General features: G+C 33.1%; 16 protein-coding genes. 6 read left to right on the top strand and 10 right to left on the bottom strand.

Translation table 11 applies throughout. The features are described from left to right. A partial coding sequence (locus tag ACWVCY_RS12010) for a hypothetical protein (protein WP_455143071.1) occupies window positions 1-535 on the top strand: 535 nt, incomplete at its 5' end. A 20-nt stretch (window positions 536-555) separates the two neighbouring features. Here ACWVCY_RS12010 and ACWVCY_RS12005 read toward each other — a convergent pair. After that, window positions 556-1,959, bottom strand: coding sequence for a hypothetical protein (locus tag ACWVCY_RS12005; protein WP_455143070.1), 1,404 nt, complete (start codon window positions 1,957-1,959; stop codon window positions 556-558). A 258-nt stretch (window positions 1,960-2,217) separates the two neighbouring features. Here ACWVCY_RS12005 and ACWVCY_RS12000 point away from each other — a divergent pair, with 258 nt between their 5' ends. Both ACWVCY_RS12000 and ACWVCY_RS11995 read left to right on the top strand, forming a co-directional pair. Beyond that, window positions 2,218-4,128: a DUF5591 domain-containing protein gene (locus tag ACWVCY_RS12000; RefSeq protein ID WP_455143069.1), complete on the top strand. Its 1,911-nt coding sequence runs from the start codon at window positions 2,218-2,220 to the stop codon at window positions 4,126-4,128. Then, complete coding sequence (locus ACWVCY_RS11995; protein WP_455143068.1) at window positions 4,115-5,185, top strand: archaeosine biosynthesis radical SAM protein RaSEA; 1,071 nt, start codon at window positions 4,115-4,117, stop codon at window positions 5,183-5,185. Before ACWVCY_RS12000 ends, ACWVCY_RS11995 begins: the two co-directional genes overlap by 14 nt. 23 nt (window positions 5,186-5,208) lie before the next feature. Here ACWVCY_RS11995 and dnaJ read toward each other — a convergent pair whose 3' ends face one another. From dnaJ to ACWVCY_RS11970, 5 genes are all read right to left on the bottom strand, one after another. Further along, window positions 5,209-6,351, bottom strand: coding sequence for a molecular chaperone DnaJ (dnaJ, locus tag ACWVCY_RS11990; RefSeq protein ID WP_455143067.1), 1,143 nt, complete (start codon window positions 6,349-6,351; stop codon window positions 5,209-5,211). Between the two features lie 38 nt (window positions 6,352-6,389). Next, entirely contained in the window at window positions 6,390-8,237 is a 1,848-nt protein-coding gene (gene dnaK, locus ACWVCY_RS11985; protein ID WP_455143066.1) for a molecular chaperone DnaK, read from the bottom strand. A gap of 15 nt (window positions 8,238-8,252) precedes the next feature. Next, the gene (locus tag ACWVCY_RS11980; RefSeq protein ID WP_455143065.1) at window positions 8,253-8,873 is read right to left on the bottom strand and encodes a nucleotide exchange factor GrpE; all 621 of its coding nucleotides are present in this window, start codon (window positions 8,871-8,873) and stop codon (window positions 8,253-8,255) included. A 9-nt stretch (window positions 8,874-8,882) separates the two neighbouring features. Beyond that, on the bottom strand, window positions 8,883-9,632 hold the full coding sequence (locus ACWVCY_RS11975) for an ArsR/SmtB family transcription factor (protein WP_455143064.1): 750 nt from the start codon (window positions 9,630-9,632) through the stop codon (window positions 8,883-8,885). Between the two features lie 92 nt (window positions 9,633-9,724). Further along, a complete protein-coding gene (locus ACWVCY_RS11970; RefSeq protein WP_455143063.1) occupies window positions 9,725-10,678 on the bottom strand; it encodes a DUF7121 family protein in 954 nt (317 codons plus the stop codon). Between the two features lie 369 nt (window positions 10,679-11,047). Between ACWVCY_RS11970 and ACWVCY_RS11965 the strand changes: the two genes are divergently transcribed. Both ACWVCY_RS11965 and ACWVCY_RS11960 read left to right on the top strand, forming a co-directional pair. Beyond that, a complete protein-coding gene (locus tag ACWVCY_RS11965; protein ID WP_455143062.1) occupies window positions 11,048-11,782 on the top strand; it encodes an HAD family hydrolase in 735 nt (244 codons plus the stop codon). A 147-nt stretch (window positions 11,783-11,929) separates the two neighbouring features. Beyond that, window positions 11,930-12,979 (top strand): polyprenyl synthetase family protein, encoded by a 1,050-nt coding sequence (locus ACWVCY_RS11960; protein ID WP_455143061.1) that lies wholly within the window; start codon window positions 11,930-11,932, stop codon window positions 12,977-12,979. On the opposite strand, the gene ACWVCY_RS11955 is transcribed toward ACWVCY_RS11960, so the two are convergent. From ACWVCY_RS11955 to ACWVCY_RS11945, 3 genes are all read right to left on the bottom strand, one after another. After that, entirely contained in the window at window positions 12,980-13,591 is a 612-nt protein-coding gene (locus tag ACWVCY_RS11955; RefSeq protein ID WP_455143060.1) for a hypothetical protein, read from the bottom strand. Between the two features lie 117 nt (window positions 13,592-13,708). Next, window positions 13,709-14,179 carry a roadblock/LC7 domain-containing protein gene (locus ACWVCY_RS11950; protein WP_455143059.1) on the bottom strand — a complete coding sequence of 157 codons (471 nt, stop codon included), beginning with the start codon at window positions 14,177-14,179 and terminating at the stop codon, window positions 13,709-13,711. A gap of 149 nt (window positions 14,180-14,328) precedes the next feature. Further along, on the bottom strand, window positions 14,329-15,048 hold the full coding sequence (locus tag ACWVCY_RS11945; RefSeq protein ID WP_455143058.1) for a hypothetical protein: 720 nt from the start codon (window positions 15,046-15,048) through the stop codon (window positions 14,329-14,331). Between the two features lie 278 nt (window positions 15,049-15,326). Here ACWVCY_RS11945 and ACWVCY_RS11940 point away from each other — a divergent pair, with 278 nt between their 5' ends. Then, complete coding sequence (locus ACWVCY_RS11940; protein WP_455143057.1) at window positions 15,327-18,488, top strand: S8 family peptidase; 3,162 nt, start codon at window positions 15,327-15,329, stop codon at window positions 18,486-18,488. A 23-nt stretch (window positions 18,489-18,511) separates the two neighbouring features. Here ACWVCY_RS11940 and hutI read toward each other — a convergent pair whose 3' ends face one another. Continuing rightward, complete coding sequence (gene hutI / locus ACWVCY_RS11935) at window positions 18,512-19,783, bottom strand: imidazolonepropionase (RefSeq protein WP_455143056.1); 1,272 nt, start codon at window positions 19,781-19,783, stop codon at window positions 18,512-18,514. Window positions 19,784-19,877: the final 94 nt, after the last annotated feature.

Raw genomic sequence — 19,877 nt, 5'->3', positions numbered from 1 at the left:
CCATTTTTCTGAGTTAGAGTTAAACGAGAAAAATGGTACTTTTTCTGAAAATTTATTAGAAAAATTCCCAGAAGTCCCCGATAGAATTGCATTTTACTTAACTGATATTATAAATCATAACATTTCCGAGCTTAATTCTTACATTCAGCAATTTACAGAAATACTTAATGAAATGAAGAAAATTGAAAAGGAATTCAAACAGGATTTTTTTGTGTTAATAAAAAAACAAGTAATTGATCATCGTAACCCATCTTCATTAGATTTAGAGATAATTGAGCAAGCAGAGGAGACCATTCAAGAGATAGTGGATATGTATCAAGTTGAACTTGCTTTAAGAAATCAAATTTTTCATGAACTTCAAAATCCAAGTGATTTTAAACCTGCAAGAATAACAGCGAATTTAGTTCTTTGGTCTGCGGAGGTGTATATCGAATCCTCACGTATTCGTGATTTATTTGAAGGATTTTCCTTAGTTGAGAAACTTTGTGAAAAAATTCAAACAGAAAATTCATTAAATTCTTTATCTAAATCTTAGAAGTAAATATCAAAATGAAATTAACTTGCATGAAAATCAGTTATTTGAAAAAAACCTTCTAAAGCTCCAGATTTATAACCACTTACCAACAATCCCTGAATTTTATCATTAATCGCATATTCTGGCTCACCTTTCTCAAGATATTTTTTAACTAGATTCATAGAAAACAGTAAATTACTTTTTGCTACAGATTCCTGTCCTATAGTACAAACTGCCACTCCTCTTAACTGAATATCTGAAGGACCGGCTTGAGATAAAAACACACATTGTTTATCACCAGCTGAAAGGAAATCAGGAGTATGGCCAATTAAATCTGAACTCATTGATTGAATAGCAGAAAATAAACCTGTGTAAAGACAAACTTCTTGGCCTGCAGGTTTATGACTTGCAAAAAGAGGGAGTCCGCTATCATCAAAAATATAAACTTCAGAAGTGGAAAATATTCTACTCAAAACATTAAATCGTTCCTCTTCCTCTGAATATTCATTATCTGGGGGATTTTTTTTATCGTGATTGTTTGAACATGGTGTTTTTTGTTGAATTTCAATTAACTCATCAAATCCACTATAGCGGGGTAAGATACTGTTAACTGGATTAAAATCAGTAAGAATTAATGAGACATTATACTCTTGAACTTCGGAATTAATTGCATTTGTAAATCTAATTTCAATCTCCTTGCCAAATGTGCTTATTATTTTTTTTGTGATTTTATTCATAGAATGAAGACTTATTGGTCTTGATGAGATGACAGAGATAAAAATGATCTGTAACTTTTCAAATTCTTCTGGGAAGATATTTACTAGATGATCACCCACTGTTGTTATTGCATCTTGTAAGGCCTCATCTAAATCCGTTGAATAAGCTATTCCCTCTATTAAAATTTTAGAATTCCCAAATATTTGAATTAAGTCAGGAAAGGAAATACCCAATCCAGAATTTGGATTTAAGCTTGTAATTAAAGAATCTAAAAGAATTTTGAACTTTTTACGATTATTTTCAGAAGAAAAATCAAAATGAAAATAACAGGGACCGAAAAAATTGATTTGTTGAGTTTTTAATCCTGGTCCTGTATCAAAAAAGAGAGGAATTGAATCTGAAAATTCAATTGATGCTAGAATACTTCCTAATATTTGAAAAATTCCAATTTCCGATGAATTAAAAACAAAAAAAATGAAATAAGAATTTAAAAGAAATTGCACTTGAGAAAGCATTTTCTCTGAATCAAAAATTACCGCTTGATCACAGCTATCCGTTGGTAAAGTACTTGGAGCTAATAAAAGGAGTGGTATCCTAGATTCAGTTTTTGAATTTAAAAACTCATTTAATAACCGGAGCTCACTACTTACAGCATCCCCAACACATACAATTTTCCCTCGTGGACGAAAATATTCTATTAATGAGTTATTTTCATATATAATGCTCAAGGTGATATTCTCTTCTTCAAATTAGTTAATTTCTTATCTTTTTTTCAAGAGATTCTTATGTCAGAGATTACTAATAAGTAACAAAAATATTCATTGTGACTTCCTCTATCAACTCCCATAATATGAGAAGACTATCTCAATATAGTAGGCTCTTATTATTATTCCATATGGATTTAAGCTTAAATAAGAAAATAAAGAATCAAGAAAATACTGAGATACAGTATAATATAAATTTAAATAATAATTTAGGAGATAAGAATGTCATTTGAGATTTTTAAAGTAGAAGGATGCGGGAGATTGGGACAATTCAAAGATATTCAATTTGAAACTCCAAATTTATTTTTATCACGTTATTATTCTGAAAATGAATCACAAACAACACTTAACCACACTCTTAATGAGATTAAAAAGCTTTCAGGGATTCAACCTGCCTTTAAAATGGACATACCAGCCGATTACAGCATTAAATGTATTAATTATCCTTCATTACAAACTCAGAATAAAAATATTGATGAACTAAAAGCATTGGAAGATTTATTTCCTATAAATACTTTAGAAACATCTGTACCTACCTTTCATGTCATTCCTTGGGACACTTCTAGTCTATATCTTAATGAAGGTGAAAGTTTCATTGAAAGACTTAATCAATTAAAGAAAATAGACATTAGAAATTCAAATTTTTTTGTTCTAAATGTACCCTTTCAACAGAAAGAACTCACAATACCTCCCCCTTCTTTTGTGTCTGTTCTTATGCTTGGTGATATCTCTTCTCTCCTAAATCATCCAAAATTCTTATTACAATATATTCGATCAGTTCAACAAATAACCCCTCCTAATGTAACGCTTTTTGCTCCAATGGTACCAAGTAGTTATATGCCGTTTTTAAATTATTTGGGTATTGATTTCTTTGATTTTACATATTTAGACATATTTTACTCAGATACTAAAATAAAAAATGATTTAATTCTAGATTTAAACCCAACTACTAAAAATTTTACAGATGTTCTCACATTAATTAAGAGAGCTATTGATTCAGGAAATTTAAGAAATTTAGTTCGAATCTATGCGAATTCAAATCCCTCTTTAAAGACAATGTTAAAATTAGCTGATTCCATAAACATTTTTGAAGAAAATACTCCTATTTATTTTAAGAAAAAGATGTTTTGTACAGATGAAACAGATTTAACTAGAGTAGAAGTTATAAGATTTCGTGAAAGGATCGCTTCACGGTATTTTCCTCCCTCTAAATTGAAAGGTGTAATTTTTCTTCCATGTTCTGCAAAGAAACCTTATTCAACTTCTAAATCCCATCGATTGTTTCATAATGTAATAAAACGAACCTTAAAAAGTAAACGTCATTCAATTTTAGAATTAATACTTACTAGTCCTCTGGGGGTTGTTCCAAGAGAACTTGAATATACTTTTCCTGCAGGTCATTATGATATTCCAGTAACTGGCCATTGGAGCGATCTAGAAAAAAAACATCTTGCCCAAGATATTAGTTCGATTCTGTCAAAAATTGACTTCTCAATTCCTTTAGTTGGATATGTAAAAGGATCTGAAAGAAAAGTCTTAAAAAAAGTTTGCAATATGTTTAATCGTAAAATAACACTTTTAGAGGATGATATATCATCATTAACCTCAAATGAGGGACTTAAACGATTTTCCTTATTACTAAAAGAAGCATTTAGTCAAACAGATACTTTTTTACCCAATAAACATAATTATCTTACTTTTTTAAGAACAATTGCAGATTATCAATTTGGTAAAGGAGTTGGACAGATTCTGTTACCCGATAATGTGAGAATTCATGGAAAAAAAGAATTAGGATTACGAGTGACTTTAAATAAATCTCATCTACTTACTTTTCGTCAAGATTCAGGTCTATTAAGTCTATCACTCCTTGCAGGAGAACGTCTTTTAGGTTATTCTAATAATTTTGTTACTTTCGATGGTGATCAGATTATAGGGTCTACCATATTTTGTAATGCTATAAAAAAGGCAGATAGAGAGATCAGACCTAAGGATGAGGTTCTGGTTACAAATAGAGATGGAAAAATAATAGCTGTGGGAACCTCGCAGCTCTCTGGAGGTTTATTAGAAAGTATGACAAAAGGAAAAGGAATTATCCTAAGAAAAAAGGTGAAACAAAATCTTGCCAAGCATTAATCAACTTGTAGCAACGAAAGTTCTTCAATTACGCCACGAGCATCTCAAGAATATTACTAGAAGAGAACCAAAGCTATGGAGTGAAATTACTGAAGAAAATGAGTATACCATTATAACCATGGTAATACCAACAAGAGGATGTAGTTGGGCACTTTCAGAATATGGTGGTTGCAGTGTTTGTGGATATATTAATGATTCGTCTAGAGATCTTTCAATACCAATTCCAACCATTTTATCTGAAATTGAGAACCTTTTGAAAAAATTAGAAACAAAAAAACGTATTATTCTTAAAATCTTTAACTCTGGGAGCTTTTTCGATGAATCTGATGTTCCTAGGAATCTTCGTGAAAATATTACAAAACTAATCCAGAAGTACCCTCATTGTTCTCAGCTTAGTGTTGAAAGTAGATCAGAATATGTTATCAATTACTCTAATATTATTGAAAAAACCAAGAAAGCAATAGATCCAACTATTCTTGAAGTAGGGATAGGATTAGAGAGTTCAAATAATTCAATATTACGTGATTGTTGGAATAAGGGTATGAGAGTATCTGATTATGATCAAGCAGTAGATGTACTAAAAAACATTGGAGTAAAAATTAAAACCTATATTTTCATTAAACCACCATTTTTGACAGAATATGAGGCTTTAATTGATTCTATCTCAACTATCAATCATGCAGTTTCTCAAGGAACAGATTCAATATCTATTAATCCATGTTCAGTTCAAAATGGAACCCTTGCTCACTATCTATATAAAAAAGATAGATATCAACCTCCTTGGTTGTGGTCGATTTTATTTATAGTCTCTAATACGAAAAAAAAGTATCCACAGATCAAATTAATATGTGAACCAACTGCAGGAGGTAAACCAAGAGGAACTCATAATTGTGGAGAGTGTGATATAAAAGTGTTAGGGTATATTAAAGATATCATAGATAACCAGCCAATTCCATCTGATTATTCAAAAATTTGTTCTTGTGCAGTTCGCTGGTATACTTTAATAACTTCCCCTATTGAATTATTCAGAACTACAAAATTATCAAAGCTTGGATAGAGGTTTTTTTGAAGGATAAAGACTTATTCTTTAAGCGATAAGAACTTTTTAAGCTCTTTATTAGTTTGAAATATATATTTGTCATCGATTGATTTCTTAATTTCCTCAAGAAATTTCTTGGACGTTTTATCAATTTTAGCTGGAATTCTGACCATTATTTGAATATACATATCACCTTTGGAAGAAGAATTAGGAATGGGAGCTCCTTTTCTCTTAAGAGGTATAATTGTTCCTGATTCGGTCCCGGGATCTATTTTTATAGTTTCAAATCCTTCAATTGTTGGGACTTCAATTTTTGTCCCTAGAACTGCATCGATAAAGCTAATTGGATATTCCAATATAATATCTGCACCATTTCTCTTGAAAAAAGGGTGCGATTCAACTTCTAAAACAAGAATTAAATCGCCAGGTGGACCTCCAAGTTCACCAGGACGCCCTTCGCCACGAATAACCATCCGCATGCCACTATCTACCCCTGGAGGGATTTCTGCTTCAACAGTTCGTGATTGTTTTACTTTTCCAACACCATCACATGTTTGGCAAGCAGCTCCTTTAGGAACAGATTTGCCTTCACCACGACACCTAGTACAAGTTGAAATATTTACAATTTGGCCAAATGCTGATCTTTGAATCCGTCTCATTTCACCTGTACCATTACAAGCAGAACATGATTGAAGAGAGGATCCTTCCTTAACACGATTTCCATGACAAGTAGGACAAGTAGCCCAGTTCGGAACTTTAATTTTCTTTTTCAGACCTTTCATTGCTTCATCAAATGAAATTTCGAGATTTAATCGAACATCCTGTCCTTGTCTGGCCTGGTTTTGATAAGATCTCGATCTCCCCCCAAAAGAACCAAAAAGATCACTAAATATTCCAAATCCACCAAATAAATCATCCAAGCTTATCCCTGAAAAATCTCTGAATGCTGTCCCATCTAATCCTGCATGACCAAAGCGATCGTAATTGGCTCGTTTGTCAATATCGGATAAAACATCGAAAGCTTCAGCAGCTTCTTTAAACTTTTCCTCTGCATTTGGATCATCAGGGTTAGTATCAGGGTGATATTTTCGAGCTGCCTGACGAAATGCCTTTTTGATTGTCTGTATATCGGCTTCTCTAGAAACCCCTAGAACTTCATAATAATCTCTTTTGGATCTACTCAAAATAATCACCCTAAAACAGATTTTTTTGTTTTGGAAGATTAGTCATCATCATCTACTATTTCGTAATCTACGTCAACGACCTCTGAATCATCAGTACCTGGTGTTCCTTGAAAACCAGCTCCTGGAGCACCTTGAAATCCTCCAGCTTGAGGCCCTTGAGTGGCATAAAGCTTTTGGGCGAGTTCATGAGTCGTTTTCTCTATTTGTTCAATTAATTTCTTCATATCAGCAATGTTATTTGCTTTTATTGCATCTTTTAGTGATTTAATCTGCGATTCAGCTTTATTACGTAGTGAACTATCTACCTTATCTCCTAGATCCTTCAGCATTTTTTCTGTTTGGTAAACCATTGAATCAGCTCTATTTAGTGTTTCAGCTTCTTCTAATCGTTTATCATCTTCTTTTTCGTATTGAGAAGCTTCATTGACCATTCGGTTTATTTCTTGAGAAGATAACCCGCTAGAACTTGTAATTGTTATTTTTTGCTCATTTCCTGTCCCTAAATCTTTTGCAGTAACATTCACAATTCCATTTGCATCAATATCAAATGTAACTTCGATCTGGGGAACTCCTCTAGGAGCAGGAGGAATACCTACTAATTGAAATCTACCAAGAGTAATGTTGTTAGTAGCCATTTTTCGTTCACCTTGAAGAACATGAATTTCTACAGATGGTTGGTTATCAGCGGCAGTTGAAAATACTTGGCTCTTTTTTGTAGGAATAGTTGTATTTCTCTCAATTAATCTCGTAAATACGTGACCTAAGGTTTCGATCCCTAATGAAAGGGGAGTAACATCTAGAAGCAGAATATCTTTTTTTTCTCCAAGAAGAATTGCTGCTTGAATAGCAGCTCCTAAGGCAACACATTCATCTGGGTTTATTTCTTTTGTTGGTTCTTTACCGAAAAAAGCCCTAATAGCTGATTGAACAGCTGGAACCCTTGTTGATCCTCCAACTAGTAATATTTTGTCAATTTGACTTGGTTTTAACTTAGCATCAGACATAGCTTGTCGGGTAGGTCCCATCGCAGCCTCTATGAGATCTGCGATCATGATTTCAAATTTAGAACGAGTTAACGTCATATTGAGGTGTTTTGGTCCTGAAGAGTCTGCAAAAACATATGGGAGATTAATATCAGCAGACGTTTTTTGAGATAATTCGATTTTAGCTGCTTCTGCACCGTCCTTAAGTCGCTGCATTGCCATAGGATCTTTTGAAAGATCTAATCCAGAGGTTTTTTTGAACTCCTCAATCATCCAATCCATTATTCGCTGATCAAAATCATCTCCACCAAGTCTATTATTACCTGATGTAGCTTTAACCTCGAAGACTCCTTCGGATAACTCGAGAATGGAGACATCGAAAGTACCTCCTCCTAAATCGAAAACAAGGATTGTTTGTTCCTCTTCTTTATCAAGACCATATGCCAACGATGCACTGGTAGGTTCATTTATAATTCTTAAAACATCTAAACCTGCTATCTTTCCTGCATCTTTGGTTGCTTGTCTTTGTGAATCTGAAAAATAAGCAGGAACAGTAATAACAGCTTGGGTAATTGTTTCTCCTAGATAAGCCTCGGCATCTCTTTTTAATTTTTGTAAGATCATAGCACTTATTTCAGGAGGTTTATACTGTTTACCATCTATAGTAATAGAAAAATTCGTACCCATTTCTCTTTTTATAGATCTAATTGTTCGCTCTGGGTTAGAGATGGCTTGACGTCTCGCTAGAGTACCAACAACTCTTTCTCCCTCTTTTGTTACAGTAACAACAGACGGAGTAATTCGTTGTCCCTCTGCATTGGGTATAATAACTGGTTTTCCACCTTCCATTGTAGCAATGGCGGAAAAAGTAGTTCCTAAATCTATTCCAATTGGTCTAGGCATATTAAATGTCTCCTTTTATTTCTTTGAAATAATAACTTTTGTTGGTCTGATTACTTTTGATTTGAATAAATAACCTGTTTGTACTTCTTCAATGATTGTATTTTCTTCTAATTTTTCATCATTATGCACGAGTATTACCTCGTGGAAATTAGGATCAAATTTCTCCCCTTTTGCTTTTATCTTTTCAACTCCCTCGTTCTTTAAAACAGAGAGAAACTGATCTTTAACTACGCGAAACCCCTCAAATACTGATTCTAATTTGAGATTAGGATTTTCTTCAAAATCAGCTGAAGCTCGTTGAAAAGTATCAGCAATTTCAAGCAGCTTTGTGAATAAAGATTCATTTGCATAAAAATAGTAATCATTTCTCTCTTTTGTTGTTCTTTTTTGTAAATTATCATAATCTGCTAAAGCTCTTAAGTATTGATCATGAATTTTTTGGAGTTCTTTTTCTTTTTCTTCCAATTCAAGCTTCAATTTAGCTAAATCATCTTTAGCCAGCTCATCTGTATTTTTACTTTCATTTATCTCTTTTGGAATTTCTGATTTGAGACTTAATTCCTCAATATGGTCTTTAATTTGACTATCAATATCGAAAATTTCATCATTCTTTTCATTAGATTTCTTTGGATTCATATTTATTACTCACTCCGAGTCAATATTCACAGCTGATTCTAATCGTTTCATGAATGCTAATGCATGAGCTGGTAATAAATCCTTTTCATGCAATCTCTTTAGTGACTCTAGTATTTCCTTTCGTTTAGTATTAAACTCTTTTTGGATCAAATTTATTGTTATTGGTGCTGAATTAGAGAATATAGTATAAGCTAATTCTCGATCCTTTCTATATTCATCTCCTCTAAGTTTAACAGAAATATCTTCGTTAATTTTTCCAGTAATAGAAATCTTTCTACTTAAAATGAGATTTTCAATGGTTTCTAATTGATCTAAAACGGAATCTAAACGTCGTAATGCATCTACTTTTTGATCAGTAAGTTGAAACTTATCCTCAGTAAGAACATTGGAAATATTGTCCCATAAAGCTCCACTCAACTCATTAACCTGATCCAAAGGATCGGAATCTTCTTGTACATCATTATCAAGAGTAATTTCAACAACACTAAAATCAAAAGAGTGTTTACTCAATGTGACACGAACTGAAACATTTCGTGCAATATGATAATAATATCGTGCTGGTCCCTTACTTTGGTCATCAATTTCGTGTGAAATCCATCCCTTTTCTTCTAAACAATCTAAATGATGTTTTAATGATTGTTTGGATCGATCAAACTCCTGAGCAAGCTGGAAAAGATACTTTGGTTCCCGTGCTATTGATCGTAAAATATTTCTCCTAGTATCATTTCCTATGAGCTCAAAAAACTCAGATTCATTCACGAAAATGCCACTTCCTGATCAATCAAGCTTTCATTAAAAACCAAATAAATATATTTTTACTAGTAAAATATAGATTATACTAGTAAAAGTGACTATTCTTCCTCATCAATGGTATCCATTTCTAGAAATTCGGGATTTTGCGACATCATTATACGCATTTCATCTATGGATAACGTTTTTTTCTTTTTCTGACTTAATTTTTCTTGAATCTTTGCGCTTTGGATTTCTAACATTTCTGCAGTAGCCCTATCCCTTTCTAATTGGACTCTTTCCTTTCTTAATTTATTATGTTCTTTAAAAATACTAGATTTCTCCCGGAGAGTTTTACCAATACCACGAAATTCCTCACGAAGTTCTCTTATTTCTTCTGCTCTTTCTAAGAAAAGTTTATGCTTTAAATCAGCTTCATCCTTAGCTTTTTTCCCTTCATCATATAATTCACTCAGTAATTGATGAGAACTTTGTGAATGTTCCACCAATTCTTGAAAATCTTTCCAACTATGATCTAAGAAGCCTCGTAGATTATTAATTTCTCTATTTAATTCTCTTCTTTCTTTCATCTTTTCTTCAGAAACAGAAATTTCTCCCAGCTGACCCATTAATGCATTTACCTGTTCAGTTAATTGTCTCTCCTCATTTATTCCCATTGTTGGAGTCGTTTGTATTTTCCAATCTAACTCGTCAATTCTTTTGCGGATGCTATGGGACTGACGAATTTCTTTTTCACTAATATCCATTGATTTAATTTCTTCTTGAAGTCCTTTCGCTTTTTCAATTAATCCTTTCATTTCTTCGAGGACGTCTCTTCTTACTTCTTTGAGCTCCTGTATTGACCGATTATTCTTATCTCGTTTTTCTTTCAATTCTCTGACTTGAGCAAACTTCTGAGAAGCAGTTGTGTTGAGTTCATCCCTTTCAGCTTTGAATTGATTCCTTTCTTTCTCGCTTTCCCTAATTTTTTGGAGAAGTTCATCTTTCCGATTTCTAAGATCAAGAATTTCATCTTTCAACGTTTTAAGGCTCGTTGAATCTAAGGCTTTAGCCATTTAATACACCATATAAAATTAAATCATAAACGTGGTATTTTAGCATTCAATAAGCGTCAAAAAACCCCATACAACCTTGATGAAAGAAAAAAAATCCAAATTTATAATATTATTTCTTTTTCGATTTAATAGCAATTTCACCAACCTTTTCAGGAGTAGTATATTAGGTGCTCAAAAAGTCATCTTAAAAATTTGAAGCTATTATTACATAAAATACCGTAAAAAATTTATTAATTCTTCCTTATTTTTATCCTTTATGTATAAAATTACCTTTCAAATTAGATTTTGCTCAACTTTCTTCAAAAGTACTATAAGACGAATTAAAACACAGAAAAAACCTAATAAATATCTTTCAAAGTGATTTAGTAAATGAAAAAATCTATTCAACGCCCAGCAATTATTTTCGACCTAGATGGAGTTTTAATAAATTCAATGGGTAATTTCTATGAAATGGTGGTAAATGATATTCGAAAAAAAGGTATTGAAATTCCTACCAATGTTTTAAAAACTTTAGGAAAGGAATTAATTGAAGATTATCAAACCCCAGGTCAACGAGAATTTGCTCCAATTATTCAATTATTCTGGAAGATTGGTAGAAGAGCTGGATTATCTAAATTCAGAGCATTCTTTTTTGCAATTCAATGTGTACGGAAAGCAAAGGAAATTTATTCATCAGCTATTCCCTTTTCAGATACAATAGATAGCTTAACAAGATTGAAAGAGGCAGGTTTTGAACTCGGTATTTTCACTTTAGCTTCAAAAAAACAACTAGTTTTTATTTTAGAAAAAAATGAGTTGTACCGTTTTTTCAATCCAAATGCATTAATTTCACGTAATGATGTGAAAAAGTTAAAGCCAGACCCCGAAGGATTAATCTTAGCTTTTGAAGGCTGTTCTTCATCCTCTGACTTAAGCTTTTTTTTAGGTGATATGCCAGTTGATATTATTGCTGGAACAAGGGCTGGGGTGAAAACAATTGGTCTTACAACTGGATTAGTCAATAAAGATATATTGCAAGAGTATTCTTCTCCAACAATCATTGTGGATTCTTTAAAGGAAGCTTCTGATTGGATATTACACCAAGAATTAACCTTAAAACAATAAATGGATCAATATTATTCTTTTTCAGTAATTTAGAATTTAAATAAGATACATTTAGGATGACTGAAAATAAATTTTAAAACATATTTTTTAAAATTTAGTATTAAAAAAAGAAAAGACCAATCGAAAAACTTCAAGATGGTGACAATCATGAATAACAGATCTTTAGAGAAAGTTTTAAAAGAAATGAGCCTTCTTGGTGCTTCTGTAGAGCCATTAATGTATAATTTTTTACTTAAGGGCATTAACAACGATTTTAAGGATTTAATAAAGTGGCAGACTTTTACTGGTGGAAAAAGATTACGTCCTGCCTTGACTTTAATTTTTGCTAAAGCATTTGGGATTGCATCTGACGATTATGAAGCAAAAGCAGCAGCTGCAGGAATCGAACTAATTCACACTTATTCATTAATTCTTGATGATATCATTGATCGAGGAGATCTTCGTCGTGGAAAACCTACTACTCGAGCAAAATTCGGTGATGAATTTGCTATTTTATCAGGAATAATTCATCGTGAAGCTGTATTTGAGGCTGCAAAAGGTACAGGTAAGCATTTTAATTCAACAATTGCAATATATTCTGAAGCAATTCGAGCATTAACTGAAGGAGAACGACTAGATGTTTTATTTGAACAAAAAGAAGATCGAATTCATAAATACTTTCAAACACATCGCTTTAAACATGTTTCGTTTAGAGATTATCGCAGGATGATAACAGGAAAAACTGCTGCATTGATTGCAGCTGCGTGTAAATTAGGTGCGTTAGTAGGAGGAGCTTCATTAGAAGAACAGGCTTGTGCAGAAAAATTTGGTTGGGCTACAGGCATTGCATTTCAGATTGCTGATGATTACCTTGATTTATTTGCGACAGCTGATGAATTCGGAAAAGTAGTCTATAAAGATATCATTGAACAAAAATTAGGTAATTTCGCTATCGTAAAAGCTTTTGAAAAATTGACTCAAGAAGATTCTGAATTGTTACATAAATATCTTACAAGCTCAAATTTGAGTGATGAAGAAAGGATATCAAAAAGTATCCCTTTGATTGAAAAAGCAAATGTCAGAGATGAAGTTTTACAAGAAGCAGAAAAGTGGGCAAACAAGGCAAAAATGGTTTTGACAACCACCACGTTAAAGGATGAAAAATTAAGAGAAGATCTAGAGAAAATAGCAGATTTTTCTGTTAGAAGGGCTTTCTAATCATTTTACTTTCTCTTGAAGTTCCACTAATCCATCCAGCTCATCTAACCCAGTTTTAAGCTCTTTTTCTAATTCTTGAATCTTTTCTTTAAGAAAATGAATGGTTTGAGCATTTTCTTTCTGTGAAAGTTCCTCTCCACAAGTGGTACAGATAAATCCAAGTTCGAAAGCATCAGAAAAGGTAACAGGGTTATGTCCTGAAGCACATACATAAAGGAGATTTCTTTCCTCGTAATCCAATCTTTGACGTAATTTCTTAAGACTCGATTTTCTTCTTCGTACAATAAGGTCACGTATTCGCTCCCATATTGGACTCCAGTAATAAACGAAATATCCTGTTTCACGATCCCTTACCCGTCGATATCTTGCCAGTGATCTTTCGTTTAATTTGTATAGAGACTTTCTAACCTCTTTCAATGCAATTCTGGGAGCAGGTTCTTCTTTTATTTCCTGTTCAATATTTTCTTCAGTCTCGGGTGAAGATCCTTCATTGAGAATGTTAACAATCTCTTCATCAATAATCTCACGATGCCCGAGTAGCACATTAAGTACCTGAACTGTTACCTCATCTGTTAATTTCAACATAATATCATTAAGCTGTGAAAAAGACATCGACTTCACCTTTTAGTAGCAGAGTTAGAAAAAATATTTTGTATCACTTATAAATTATTCTTTCATAAAATATATGATCCTGAAGTTAAAATTATTTGCCATACAATTTTATAAAACTTAAAAATTCTCTAATTCTTTCAAAGCTGCCATAATAGATTGGGATTCTGGTTTTCTAATTTTAACAGCTGATGGCTCAGATATTTTATCCATTTGTGAAGCTAAATTTCCAGATGATTCTTTCATTTTTACTCTGATTAGTCCTAGTTGAGCATCTGATTCTGCAACAACAACTAGTACGCCTCTTTCCCCGCATTCAGCAGTGAGAATCTTTCCATCAGAGAACTCCGCAAGCATTAATCCTAAGCTTCCTAATGAAAGGGCACTACCTTGTTCTGCAGCCCCACAGAAGACTGCAGAAGCGATAGCTCCTATGCTTTCAAGATCAAAGGCTCCCATGGTTTCTGAAACAAGTAATCTTGATGCACGGGCTATTGTTAAACCAGTTCTATCGCCTAGGAGCGTGACTTTTATTGAAATATCGCTTTTTAGCAGACGCGTGAGCTCACGATGAATTTCATCTCTCTGCATTAAGTTTCCACCTAGATTCTCCTTACAGTCTTGATACTTTTAGTATCTAATAATCCTTTTAAAGTTGTTACTTTAAATTCTTTTTCTAATGAAGAGGTTACTTCTTTGAATCCATTCTAATTAGTCTGAAATCATTATTATATTCCATTTTAGATAATGATAATTACAATGATTAAAGCAATGACTGATCCAGCAAGCAAAGCCAATAATGTACGGTTTTGGGTTAACTTCCGTGATATATTAACTAGGGAAGATTGAATTTTCTTTAATTTAGAGTCCACTTCAGAAATTTTGTTATCGATTCGGTCGATTTTAACATTTTGTTCATCAAGGCGATCCTTCAAAGTTTTCAGATTGTGTGATATATCATTTAACTGATCATTTACTTTATCCATGGATGTTAGGAATGAATTTTCAAGAATTTGAAGACGTTCTTCAAGGGTTCCTACTTTGTGAGTATTAATTCTCTCTCCAGGATACGCCAATTCATAAATTTGTTGGCCAAAGTTAATTTCTGAAGACGATTTTGCGGAAAATTCTTTTTGTTTAATGGATGATCCTATTTCATTGAGAGTTTTTCGAAGATACATCATTTTTAGCTTTGTAGAATTAAGTTCATTTCTTCTTTTTGTTTGCACACGAATTTCAGTGGGTTGTAAGAAATTAGGTAGTAGTGCTATTAGTTTCGAATAAACCGATCGCTGTTGTAAAATCTGAGAATTAAATCCTTCATACATGTCAGCTGCTAAATCTTCCATGGATTCTAACACAGAATCCAGATCACCAATAAAATCAATCAGCAATTCTTTTTCAGAAGGTTCTACTGGTTTTGTAAACCATTTTCCTAAGCTTTTGGCTATTACTGACATATTAGTCTACCTTTAACCATAATAATTCCACCCTAGCTTTTAAGATCTTCGTTTCTAAAAACTAGCCTAAGCTCTGACAAGAAAAATACTGGGTTTTTCATAAAAGTTCTGTTAATTTTAAAAATTAATTTTCAAATTCGTAATATTAAATATTAACAATCCACTGCTGAAGTTCATTAATTACATTGATACTTCAAAAAAGATTAGAATTATGATTTTTTTTGAGGGAAAATAAATAAGGCAATTTTAATGCCATCTATATTTGAGGAATAAGTGTAATGCCAAAAATGATTACAATAGAGTTACAGTTGACATTACTCCTTCTTATAATGATAATTTCGCCGTGTATTTCAATAGGATTTGTTAAAACTAACGAATCAAGGAGTGATATCCCAACCCCACCAACAACTGATGACATAAATCGATTAGTATCTAGGTTTATCTCAGTAAAAAGTGAATCCGAGCAATTATATTTGATCTATTTCAATACAGATCAGGATTTAAAGCAATTCACAGAAAAATATCCTGTAGAAATCATTTTTCGTGGATTAAAGGGAGTAGTGATTTATACAACCCCTAAAACTATTGATTCACTTGTGAAAGAATCTAGAGTGGTAACTCAGTCTAATATTTTTCATATTAGAAAATCTCCACGGAATATGGTATTACATCATTCTCCACCAACCACAATTACTCCTTATATCCAGACAGAAGCAACTGCAGCTAAAATAGGGGTGACTCAAATGTGGGAACTTGGTTTTAAAGGACAAGGAGTAACTATGGGAATATTTGATACTGGAGTTTTTGCAGGACATCCTGACTTCAGTTTTCCTAATGGAACCTCTAGAATTCTAGGTTCTCAAAGCTTTATAAATACAATTTATGGTAATTCAGAAAATAAAACAAATACTCCGGACTATCATGGAACAGGAGTAGCGGGTTTTGCTGCGGGAGGTGGTATAAATGATTCATCCAAAAAGGGTATGGCCCCAGAATCATGGCTTCTTGATGCAGATATGGATGAAACCTCTGACAGTTCCCTTGAAACAACTGTTTTAGGAGAGATTGCAGCCATTAATTGGGCAATTGAGAACGGTGTTGATATTATTAATCGTAGCTATGGTCCAACTGATCCAGAAACTGGTACATGGAACATGTTACTGGATCCTAATGAAAGAATAGGTTATTATACAATAAGACGGGCGATTGAAAATGGAGTATTGTTTGTCCACTCTGCTGGTAATTTAGGAGGTGGAGATTACAGAATTGATGGAACAAATCTTATTGATGAGATAAGTGTTGGAGCAACAGGAGAAAGTATGGTATCAAGAGCTATTTATAGTAGTACTGGCCCTGTATGGGGTACCAATGCTATGGGACCAGATGTTGTGGCACCTGGAACAAATATTCCTACTACATCTCCTGAAGGAGGATATTTTACAACTGATGGTACATCTCAATCCTCTCCTCATGTAGCAGGAGCTGCAGCAGTATTACTAAGTGCTATGAGACAGGAAGGTTTAGAAGTTAATCCAGGAACTCTGAAAGCTTCTTTAATGGGTACAGCTATGCCAATAATTTCAGATAATCCTTGGGAACATGGAACAGGACAAATTAATGTTTATAATGCATATTTAGCATTAATGAATGCAACAAAAATTAACAACCACCCAATTTATGCTGCTACAAATCCTTTAAATATTAGTAATTATGTTCCTGGGACATATCCTATACCGAATCTTCTACAAGGAATGGTTTATAAATCAGCTCATTTTACTTTTGTCTCTTCAGAGATGGAAAACGTTTCCGTCACTATAGAAGGAAATATCTCTAATTATTTGAATATTAAAGAACAGGTTTTAGTCAATTATACAGGTAATGGTTTAAGATATAGTATCCAAGATCTTAATAATGGTTTATTGTCTAAAGCCTATTCCCATGACTTAATCCTATCTTTTGATGTCCCTAATGATACTCCGATAGGTCAATACTCTGGTAGAATAGTATTCAAAGTTAATGACACCATTCTATTAGATTTTCCATATTTGTTCACTATTGGACTGGCATCTAAACAAGTTCTTCTACATACACGCACTACCGCTGATTTTGCATATAATAGCCTTGGTGATTTTAGAAACATGATTTTTGATCTTTCAAAAAAAGGAATTGTTCTCAATGAAAATAAAGCATATCTCACTACTTCACTTTTAAATGAATATGACGTGATTTGGTTAGTGGCAAGCAATATAACATATAAAGAATATTATGTGGATAGCTTTTTCTATTACTTGGACTATAAAAACCGAAATTCATTAATAAATGCTACAGAACAAGAAACGATTAAGGATTATGTGAAGAAGGGGGGAGCTCTTCTTCTTTCCCCAATAAGTACTCCTCTAGGTATGGAGTCCCTATTAAAAGATTGGGGAATATTTACAAATGAAATTACCCCTTCAATAGGCATAACACCTGCGACGATACAACATCTTTCTCCTATTGGTAGTTCAGCCGATTACTTTGATGTATCAGGGTCTTTTTTTAGTATAGAGAACCCTGCTATGGCTTTGGCTTATCATAATAGAAGATCAAATATAGCTATGGCATCATATGATTATCCTTTGGGAGGAAGAATCGTGGTCACATCAGGTTCTATCTTTATTTCAAATCGTGGATATTTAAATGAAATTTCAACTTTTGAAACTCATAATGACATACTTCTTCAAGAGATTTTCACATGGTTACAAGCTAAAGATCAATTATTTGGTACTTACGAATTAGTAGGCGAAACTATTTCTTTTTCCCTTCATGTTTCTCAAAATGGTACAATAAATAACTCAGCATATATAGAAGGAGTTGTATATGATCCTTTAAGAAGCTTAACTACTAATATCAGTGACTTAATCCCGAATTCTGGTGTGAACGGATGGTATAATTTTAGTACAAGTATTGATCAAGGTATTAGAATTTTTAACTTTTCATGGAATTCAGAGTATATAGGATTCGAGATCATTACAGATACAATACCTCCAATCATTGGAGTAAAAGGAATGGAGAATAATTCCTATTTATACAAAACAGAGGAGATAATATTCTGGTTTGATGATTATGAATCTGGAATTGATCAATTTCAAGCTTTTATGCAAATTGATGGTGAAAAGACGGGATTCAATGGTCCTAAGGCCAATAAAACTCATTCTGGATTCTATATTGAAAAAAATCTATATCCAGAAAACTTCGAATCTGGAAGTCATACAATCAAATTAACTGTACAAGATCTAGCAGGAAATCCAAAAAGTATCAATTTTGTTTTTATTCGCGGATATCCACCAAAATCCACCACGTCTCAAAAATCATCGCCGGGGTTTGAATGGATTCTTCTTCTAAGTGTAATGGTATGTGTTATTCTACTTCCATCCTTGAAAAGTGAACGAGATAAATGAGGGAAATTGCTCCCTCATTTTTTTCAACGGATTCGTCTCCCATTCTCAGCAACTAATATACCATTCTTGAATACTTTTTCAGCTAAATTTATACCATAATTGTATGCAAAGAATTTGTGATTAGGTGCATTAAATATTACAATATCAGCTTTTTGACCAACCTCAAGAGATCCTATATTCATATTCCGATTTATTGAGTGGGCAGCATTTATAGTAGCAGCGACTAATGCTTCAGCTGCAGTCATTTTCATTCTTAAAACTGCAAGAGTCATCATCATTTGCATTGATTCACACATATTTGCAGCACTAACATCTGTAGCTAGAGCAACGGGTAATCCTCTATCAATAATTTCTCTAGCATTTGCATACTTACCTACATAACAGAATGGAGATGTAGGAAGAAAGATAATGACAGTTTTTTGATTTTTTAAAGGTTCAATTTCTTCTATTGGAGTCCAAATTAGATGATCAACAGAAACAATCTCTCCGATTTCAACAGATAATCGGGTTCCTCCACTATGAGCAAGCCAATCACAATGGTTTCGTAATTTCAGCCCGTTTTTTCGTGCAGAAAGAAGGATTTTACGAGTTTGTTCTAGGTTAAAATATCCTTTTTCGCAAAAAACATCAGCATATTCGGCTAATTTGCGCTTCGCAATTTCAGGAATCCATTTTACAGCAATTTCATTAACTAGCTCATCTACATTAGCTTCAAATTGAGGAGGAATCCCTTGTGCAAGAAATGTAGGTACTAAATCGATCGGATGGATTTTATTTAATGTACTAATTATTTCTAGCTGTTTTAATTCCCCCTCATAAGTCATTTCATATCCGCTTTTTGCTTCAATAGTTGTAGTTCCATAAATTAGCATTTTATCAAGGATTTTGGTTGTAATCGCTAACTGCTCATTAAAAGGTGTTTCTGCAGTCATTTTAAGTGATTTATTCATTCCCCCACCTTGCTCTTTAATTTCTAAATAAGATTGTCCAAGAACTGCCATTTTCTCAAGTTCATCTTCTCGTGTACCAGCAAAAACAAGATGAACATGCGGATCAATGAGTCCTGGTGTGACTAACTTACCTGTTGCATCAATTATCTGAGAACCTTTCTGGATCTCTGATAAAATCTCTCTTGTTGTTCCTACTGCAACAATATTTCCTTTAGAAACTGCAACCGCTCCATTGTTTATGATCCCTAGATCTCGCATTTCTTCCCCAGTTTTAGGTTTTTCTCTTCCCCCTTTTAAAGTTATTAATTCATTTGCATTTATAATCACAAAATCAGCTTCAATCATTGCCCAATCACCTATCTTAGCAACATTTAAACATCAAGATATCTTTTTCTTTCCCATTCATGAACAAATATACTGAATGCTCTCCATTCAGAAT

It is taken from the genome of Candidatus Hodarchaeum mangrovi (assembly GCF_975850365.1).
This window is presented reverse-complemented; position numbering and strand designations above follow the sequence as displayed.